At 65.8% G+C, this 6,456-nt stretch carries 7 protein-coding genes; all 7 read right to left on the bottom strand.

Features of this window, described 5'->3' with window-relative positions; all coding sequences use genetic code 11:
* On the bottom strand, positions 1 to 448 hold a 448-nt coding region (locus F3J17_RS35740; RefSeq protein ID WP_167070518.1), incomplete at its 3' end, for a response regulator.
* Positions 449 to 453: 5 nt separating this feature from the next.
* Positions 454 to 1,281, bottom strand: coding sequence for a chemoreceptor glutamine deamidase CheD (cheD, locus tag F3J17_RS35735; RefSeq protein ID WP_167070516.1), 828 nt, complete (start codon positions 1,279 to 1,281; stop codon positions 454 to 456).
* On the bottom strand, positions 1,278 to 2,273 hold the full coding sequence (locus F3J17_RS35730; protein ID WP_167070515.1) for a CheR family methyltransferase: 996 nt from the start codon (positions 2,271 to 2,273) through the stop codon (positions 1,278 to 1,280). Before F3J17_RS35730 ends, cheD begins: the two co-directional genes overlap by 4 nt.
* Positions 2,270 to 2,446 (bottom strand): hypothetical protein, encoded by a 177-nt coding sequence (locus F3J17_RS35725; protein WP_167070513.1) that lies wholly within the window; start codon positions 2,444 to 2,446, stop codon positions 2,270 to 2,272. The genes F3J17_RS35730 and F3J17_RS35725 overlap by 4 nt, the downstream gene beginning before the upstream one ends.
* A gap of 60 nt (positions 2,447 to 2,506) precedes the next feature.
* Positions 2,507 to 4,339 (bottom strand): methyl-accepting chemotaxis protein, encoded by a 1,833-nt coding sequence (locus tag F3J17_RS35720; RefSeq protein WP_167070511.1) that lies wholly within the window; start codon positions 4,337 to 4,339, stop codon positions 2,507 to 2,509.
* Positions 4,340 to 4,596: 257 nt separating this feature from the next.
* Positions 4,597 to 5,136 (bottom strand): chemotaxis protein CheW, encoded by a 540-nt coding sequence (locus F3J17_RS35715; protein ID WP_027816042.1) that lies wholly within the window; start codon positions 5,134 to 5,136, stop codon positions 4,597 to 4,599.
* Between the two features lie 72 nt (positions 5,137 to 5,208).
* Positions 5,209 to 6,456: chemotaxis protein CheW (locus tag F3J17_RS35710; RefSeq protein ID WP_205195118.1), on the bottom strand; the 1,248-nt coding region annotated here is incomplete at its 5' end.

Below are 6,456 nucleotides of genomic sequence, written 5' to 3'. Positions count from 1 at the left end.
CGGGCGCAGCGGGCGCCGCTGCACGCGCGGGCGCAGCCGGACGCACGCGGGCGCGCGAGGCGGCGCGCACCTTGTCGGCGAGCTTTTCGGCGTAATCGAGCATGCCGTCGCGAATGCCGACCTTCGGCTTGGTCACGAAGTCGACCGCGCCCAGTTCCAGCGCGCGCAGCGTGATTTCGTTGCCGCGCTCCGTCAGCGACGACACCATCACGACCGGCATCGGACGCAGGCGCATGAGCTTCTCGAGGAAATCGAGACCGTCCATGCGCGGCATTTCCACGTCGAGCGTGAGCACGTCGGGGTTGTGCTGCTTGATCAGCTCGCGCGCCACGAGCGGGTCGGGCGCGGTGGCGACGACAGTCATGTCCGGCTGGCTGTTGATGATCTCTGTCATCAGGCTGCGGATCAGAGCCGAATCATCGACGCAGAGAACCTTGATTTTTTGCACAGCGTTCACGCCTCCTCTACTGTCCTGGCGTTGTCATGGCCGAAGCCATGACCTTGACTGGATGGCCGCGTGGCCGATGCGCCGCCGACACCGAACAGCTCGATGCGCGGGCGCGCCGGCTGCGGCGCGGATGTTGGAAAGTGGTTGCCGCCTGCCGCGCTCGCATTGCCCGCCGCGCTGCCGTTGCGGCCAGCGCCGTTCAGACCGAACAGCTCGACGCGGGCGCGGGCGCGCGCGAGACGTTCGGCACGCGCTTCGGCGCTTTGCGCGGCGAGTTGCTGCTCGCGCTCGGCGACGCTCGTCTCCTGCGACAGGCGCAGCTTCTTGACCATCACCTGGCCCGTGCGCGGCAAAAACGCCACCTTGCGCGGATGCGAGCCCTGCAGATCCTCGGCGGTGATGCGGATGCTTTCGGTCGCCAGATAGCGGCGCACGAAGGCGGAATTGCGATCGCCGATATTCATCGTGGTCATGCCCGCCAGCACCGCCGCGCCGCCGAACACCTTGGCTTCGAAGCGCTCGCGACGGCCGCCCGCCTTGATGAGTTCGTTGATGAGCATTTCCATCGCGTACGCGCCGTAGCGCATCGCGTCGGAACCGGCGTGCGGCGCGTGAGCGGCGTCGGCGCCGTCGTCGGGCAGCATGAAGTGGTTCATGCCGCCGATCCCGGCGGTGCGATCCTGAATACAGGCGGCCACACACGAACCGAGTACGGTGACCAGCACCATGTCTTCGTTCGTGGTGAAAAATTCGTTCGGCAGCAGCTTCACGCCGGGACGGTTGAAGTGCGTGTCGAAATAGCGGTTGGTCGCGATCGGCAGGCGCGTGCTCATGCGGTCGCTCCCAGCGCTTCGGCTTTCGCGCCGGGCTTCGTCGTTGCGTTCGTGGCGCCCGCGGCGTTGGCGGCCTTGCCGCGCGTCAGTTCATAGACGGTCTGGCCGCGCAGACGGAAAGCCTGCGTCACATACGTGAAATTCTCCGAATGCCCCGCGAACAGCAGGCCGTCGGCCTTCATCAGCGGCTCGAAGCGCGTGAGCACCTGCGCCTGGGTCGGCTTGTCGAAGTAGATCATCACGTTACGGCAGAAGATCGCGTCGAAGTTCTGACGCAGGCCGTAATCGGCGTCCGTCAGATTCAGCTGCTCGAACTTGATCATCTGGCGCAGTTCCGGGCGCACCTTCACGAGACCCGCGTGCGAACCGGTGCCCTTCAGGAAGAAGCGCTTGAGGCGTTCCGGCGACAGATGCTTGACCTGATCGTAGGCGTACACGCCCGCGTCGGCCTTGGCGAGCACCTGGGTGTCGAGGTCGGTGGCCAGCACTTTGGCTTCGCGCGCGGCGCGATCGCCCAGCGCTTCGATCAGCGTCATCGCGATCGAATACGGCTCCTCGCCCGTCGACGCCGCCGAGCACCACACGGACACCGGCTGCGCGCGGCGCTTGACGAAATCAGCGAGGATCGGAAAGTGATGCGCCTCGCGGAAGAACGCCGTGAGGTTGGTGGTGAGCGCGTTGGTGAACGCTTCCCACTCGCTCGCGTCGTTGCGCTTTTCGAGTTCGTCGAGATAGTCGCGGAAGCTGTCGAGGCCAAGCGCGCGCAGACGTCGCGCGAGACGGCTGTAGGCCATGTCGCGCTTGTGGTCCGACAGCGAAATGCCGGCGCGGCGGTGGATCAGCGAACGGATGCGCTCGAAATCCGCCGAGGTGAATTCGAAGTCGCGCGCCGCGCCCTCGCCACCGGTGCCGGGCGCGCCGGCGCGCGGGGCGTCGCCATGACGGTCGGCGCGATCGCTACGATCGTTGCGGGAAAAACGCAGCGCGTTCATGCGGCCGCTCCGGCGCGCCGTGCGCGCATGCCTGCTGCGTTGATCGAATCTTCCATGGCCGTTGCCGCCTGGCCGCCCGCCTGCAATGCGTGCGGCGCATACGCGGCGCGCGCCGCGTCCGCCGCCTTGCGGGCAGCGGCACGGTGCAATTCCAGCCGTCCTTGTGCGCTCATGTGCATTGCTGTGCTCGTCGCGATATCAGTGGTTCAAGGGTTCCGCTCGACGCGGAAGGATCAGAACGTTTCCCAGTCCGAATCGTCCGAAGCGGACGACGCCGTGCTGGCGATCTGCGGTTCAGTGCGTGCTGCGGGCTTCGCCAGCGGCTTTGCCGTCGCTGCCGTGTCCGACGCCGGTTTGGCCAGCGGCGCGCGCCTGGCTGCCGGTGCGGCTGCGACGGGCTTCGGTGCTGCGGGCTTCGGTGCTGCAGCCTTTACAGAAGGCGTTGCCGATGCCGATACAGCAGGCGCAACCGTCGCACGCACAGCACGCGCTTCGCTGCCACCGTGGCTGCTGCCATTCGTACGCCACGTCCCCAGCACGTTCTGCAGATTGCGCGTCTGCTCTTCGAGCGACGCCGCCGCTGCCGCCGCCTCTTCCACCAGCGCCGCGTTCTGCTGCGTGACGGTGTCCATCTGCGTGACGGCGCGGTTGACCTGCTCGATGCCGCCCGACTGCTCTTCCGAAGCCGCGCTGATCTCACCCATGATGTCGGTCACGCGACGCACGGCCTGAAGGATGTCGTCCATCGTCGTGCCTGCGCGGCCCACCAGTTGCGATCCGCTTTGCACCTTCTCGGCGGAATCGTTGATGAGTTCCTTGATTTCCTTGGCGGCGCTGGCGCTGCGCTGCGCGAGGCTGCGCACTTCGCCGGCCACCACCGCGAAGCCGCGGCCCTGCTCGCCCGCACGCGCCGCTTCCACGGCCGCGTTGAGCGCGAGAATGTTGGTCTGGAACGCGATGCCTTCGATCACGCTAATGATGTCCACGACCTTCGCCGAACTCACGGCGATCGCCTGCATCGTCGATACCACTTCGCCCACCACCGCGCCGCCGCGCGTCGCGATGTCCGACGCGTTCACGGCCAGCTGGCTCGCCTGGCGCGCGTTTTCGGCGTTCTGGCGCACCGTGCCCGTGAGCTGTTCCATGCTCGACGCGGTTTCCTGCAGCGACGCGGCCTGCTGCTCGGTGCGCTGCGAGAGATCGGTGTTGCCCATGGCGATTTCGCGCGCGCCCACGTCGATCGAACCCGCGCCGTTGTGCACGGCGGACACGAGCGAAACGAGCGCTTCCTGCATGCGCTTGATGCCCGCGAACAGACGGCCGATTTCGTTATTGCTGTAGACCTCGATGCGCTCGGTCAGATCGCCGTGCGCAATGCGCTCGAACGACTTCACCGCGTCTTCGAGCGGCTGCACGATCAGACCGCGCATCGCGAAGCGGATCACCACCAGCAACACCAGCGCCACCGCAATCGCACCGCCGATCAGCGAACGCATCAGCGTGATCTGCGAGCGCGCGCTTTCTTCGCGCGCCTGCGCGCCGTCCTGCAACTGCTGGGCGATGGGAGCAGCCGCGTTGTCGTAATCGACGAACATCGGGCTGATCTTCGTATCGGCGATGGCGTGGTAGGCGGCCTGGTCGTTCGCGCGCAGTGCGGCGAATTCGGGCTGCACGCCGTCCTGCAGCAGCGACGCGCGCTTCGCGTTCAGCGCGTCGAGCGTGGCGGCGTCGATGCCTGCCTTGGGCGCGGCCACGAAGGTCTTCCACGCGTCGTTCGACTTGCCGAGCAGGAAGTCGGCGCGATCGATGACCTTTTTGGCTTCGTCGTTCTGGCCCGCGGCGTAGAGCGCGTTGACGCGGTCAAGCGACACGCGCGAGCGCAGCAGATACGACGAGGCGTCATTGAGCGAATGCATCGCGACGAGATCGCCGCGTGCGATGGTCGCGAGCGAATCGCTCGCGTTGCCGAGCGCGATAAGCCCGAGCGCGCCGACCAGACCGGTCAGCGCCAGGAGAATGACCCCAACGCCCGTGAGCGTCGTGCGGATCGACCACTTGTGCAGCATCTCGTTTGCTCCTGTCCTGTGCGGCGGAATCGGATTTATCGCGGGTTTAGCGCGGGTTTAGCGCATGAATGTTGCCGGTGATGAACGAAGCGCACAGGAGGAAAACGATGCAGCGAGGCGGTTTTGCCGCTCTTGCGCGGCGGCTTTTCCGCTCTTCCTCTAGCGCGGGCCTTGCGGCCTCACCCCCGTAGCAACAACTTTGCTCCGTCCCTGATGTAGTGCCTTGTCTCTGATGATCACGCGGCTCGAACGTCGAATTAAACGCCGAGCGCTTCGATCAGCGCCATCTCGCGGCTCGTCATGAGCTTTTCGATGTCCATCAGGATCAGCATGCGGCCGTCCACCGTGCCGAGGCCCGTGAGGTACTCGGTGGTGAGCGTCGCGCCGAATTCCGGCGCGGGCATGATCTGGTCCATCTGCAGCGTCAGCACGTCGGACACGCCGTCCACCACCATGCCGACCACGCGATGCGCGACGTTCAGGATGATGACCACGGTCTGGTGGTCGTACTCCACGCGGCCGAGGTGAAACTTGATGCGCATATCCACGATCGGCACGATGATGCCGCGCAGATTGATGACGCCCTTGATGAAATCCGGTGCGTTCGCGATGCGCGTCACGCTCTCGTAGCCGCGGATTTCCTGGACCTTGAGAATGTCGATGCCGTACTCTTCCGCGCCCAGCGTAAAGACGAGGAACTCCTGACCGCCTGCGTCGGCCTGTTGCGCGTCGCGGCGGTGCGCGCCGGCGACTGCGCCCTGTGCGCCGCCGCCCTGGATGGAATGGACTTCTGCCACGTTAGCCCCTGAACGGTTGGGAAATGGTTGGTTGATGCGTGCTCATGCTTTTGCCTGGCTGCGTGCTCGTGCTCAGGCGAATTCGGCGAACGAGCCGGAATTCGCGCCGCCGTGCGAGCCCACGGCCACGCCGTGTGATGCACGCGTTTCGCGGTTGAGCGCGGCCACGTCGACAATCAGCGCGACGCTGCCGTCGCCCAGGATCGTCGCCGCCGAAATGCCGTGCACCTTGCGGTAGTTCGTTTCGAGGTTCTTCACCACGACCTGCTGCTGGCCAACGAGCTCGTCGATCAGCATCGCGAAGCGGCGACCCTCGGTTTCCATGATGGTGACGATGCCCTGCGTCGGGTCCGTGCGCGCGCCTTCGACGTTGAAGACGTTATGCAGCGCGACCAGCGGCAGATACTCGCCGCGCACGCGCACCACGCGGTCGCCGTTGGTGACCGTGTAGATGTCCTCGTGGCGCGGCTGCAGCGACTCCATCACGAAGTTCAGCGGCAGGATGAAGATTTCGTTGCCGACCTTCACCGACATGCCGTCGAGAATCGCCAGCGTGAGCGGCAGCACGATGCGCGTGGTGCTGCCCTTGCCTGCGTGCGAGGTGATCTCGACGTGGCCGCCCATCGACTGGATGTTTCGCTTCACCACGTCCATGCCGACGCCGCGGCCCGAGACGTCCGTGACCTGTTCGGCGGTCGAGAAACCCGGCAGGAAGATGAGGTTCCAGACCTCGTCGTCCGACATCGTGTCGCTCACCTGCATGCCCTGCTTGGCGGCCTTGGCGAGAATCTTGTCGCGGCGCAGGCCCGCGCCGTCGTCGCTCACTTCGATCACGATATTGCCGCCATGGTGCGCGGCGGACAGCACCAGCTGGCCGGTGCCGTCCTTGCCCGCGGCGCGGCGTGCTTCCACGGTTTCGATGCCATGGTCGAGCGAGTTGCGCACGAGGTGGGTCAGCGGGTCGATGATGCGCTCGATCAGGCTCTTGTCGAGTTCGGTCGCCTGACCGAACGTGACCAGTTCCACTTCCTTGCCGAGCTTCGACGCCAGGTCGCGCACCAGACGCGGGAAGCGGCTGAACACGTAATCCATCGGCATCATGCGGATCGACATCACTGCTTCCTGCAGATCGCGCGCGTTGCGTTCGAGCTGCGCCATGCCGTTGAAGAGACGGTCGTGCAGCGCCGGATCGAAGGTGCTGGTGGTTTCCGCCAGCATCGCCTGGGTGATGACGAGTTCGCCCACCAGGTTGATAAGCTGGTCGACCTTTTCCACGCCCACACGAATCGAGCTGCCTTCCGCCGAGGCGGCAGCGGCCGG

It is taken from the genome of Burkholderia sp. Ax-1719, from assembly GCF_011753055.1.
Lineage (GTDB): Bacteria > Pseudomonadota > Gammaproteobacteria > Burkholderiales > Burkholderiaceae > Paraburkholderia.
This window is presented reverse-complemented; position numbering and strand designations above follow the sequence as displayed.

What these genes read in the sequence shown, in the direction of transcription:
- F3J17_RS35725 (WP_167070513.1), bottom strand. Translation starts at nt 2,446, where the DNA reads ATGAGCGCACAAGGACGGCTGGAATTGCACCGTGCCGCTGCCCGCAAG.
- F3J17_RS35730 (WP_167070515.1), bottom strand. Translation starts at nt 2,273, where the DNA reads ATGAACGCGCTGCGTTTTTCCCGCAACGATCGTAGCGATCGCGCCGAC.
- cheD (WP_167070516.1), bottom strand. Translation starts at nt 1,281, where the DNA reads ATGAGCACGCGCCTGCCGATCGCGACCAACCGCTATTTCGACACGCAC.
- F3J17_RS35720 (WP_167070511.1), bottom strand. Translation starts at nt 4,339, where the DNA reads ATGCTGCACAAGTGGTCGATCCGCACGACGCTCACGGGCGTTGGGGTC.